General features: G+C 60.4%; 1 pseudogene. It reads left to right on the plus strand.

What is annotated here, in order from left to right:
• Positions 1-832, plus strand: a pseudogene (locus OQK_RS00960) (HAAAP family serine/threonine permease); the annotation flags it as partial.
• Between the last annotated feature and the right edge of the window lie 161 nt (positions 833-993).

The following is a 993-nucleotide window of genomic DNA, read 5'->3' on the forward strand; positions in this document are numbered from 1 at the left end:
GATTCTCGGCCTGCTGGCCGTGGTGCGTTGCGGTGAGCAGGCGATCGTCAAAGCCATGAGCCTGATGGTCTATCCGTTCATCGTCGCGCTGCTGTTCCTCGCCGTGTACCTGATTCCGCACTGGAACGGCGGCATCCTCGCCACCGCCTCGCAAGTGCCGGCGCCGTCAGCGCTGCTGCACACGCTGTGGCTGGCGATTACGGTGATGGTGTTCTCGTTCAACCATTCGCCGATCATCTCGGCGTTCGCGATGGACCAGAAGCGTCGTTACGGTGTGCACGCCGACGAGCGCAGCTCACAGATCCTCGCGCGCGCTCATGCATTGATGGTCATTTTGGTGCTGTTCTTCGTATTCAGTTGCGTGCTGACCCTGTCGCCAGAGCAACTGGCTGAGGCGAAAGAGCAGAATCTTTCGATCCTGTCGTACCTGGCCAACCACTTCAGCAACCCGACCATCGAGTTTGCGGCGCCGTTGATTGCGTTTGTGGCGATCTCCAAGTCGTTCCTCGGTCATTACATCGGGGCCAGCGAAGGCCTCAAGGGCCTGATCGTCAAGAGCGGCAGACGTCCGGGCGCCAAGGCGCTGGATCGCATCGTGGCGGCGTTCATGCTGGTGATCTGCTGGATCGTCGCAACGCTTGATCCGAGCATCCTGGGCATGATCGAAACCGTCGGTGGGCCGGTGATTGCGGCAATCCTGTTCCTGATGCCGATGTACGCGATTCGCAAAGTGCCAGCGATGGCGCGCTATCGCGGTCAGGCGTCGAACGTGTTTGTCACGGCGGTGGGACTAGTGGCGATTTCGGCGCTGGTTTACAAGCTGGCTGTCTGACCTGTCACTGATGACTGATCGTTCCCACGCTCTGCGTGGGAATGCCTCTTGTGACGCTCTGCGTCACGCTTGGGGACGCAGAGCGTCCGGGGCTGCATTCCCACGCGGAGCGTGGGAACGATCAAAAAAAACGCCGCTCATCTCACGATGGGCGGCGTTTT

The sequence above is a fragment of the Pseudomonas sp. R62 genome (assembly GCF_000257605.1).
In the GTDB taxonomy this organism is placed as follows: Bacteria; Pseudomonadota; Gammaproteobacteria; order Pseudomonadales; family Pseudomonadaceae; genus Aquipseudomonas; species Aquipseudomonas atacamensis.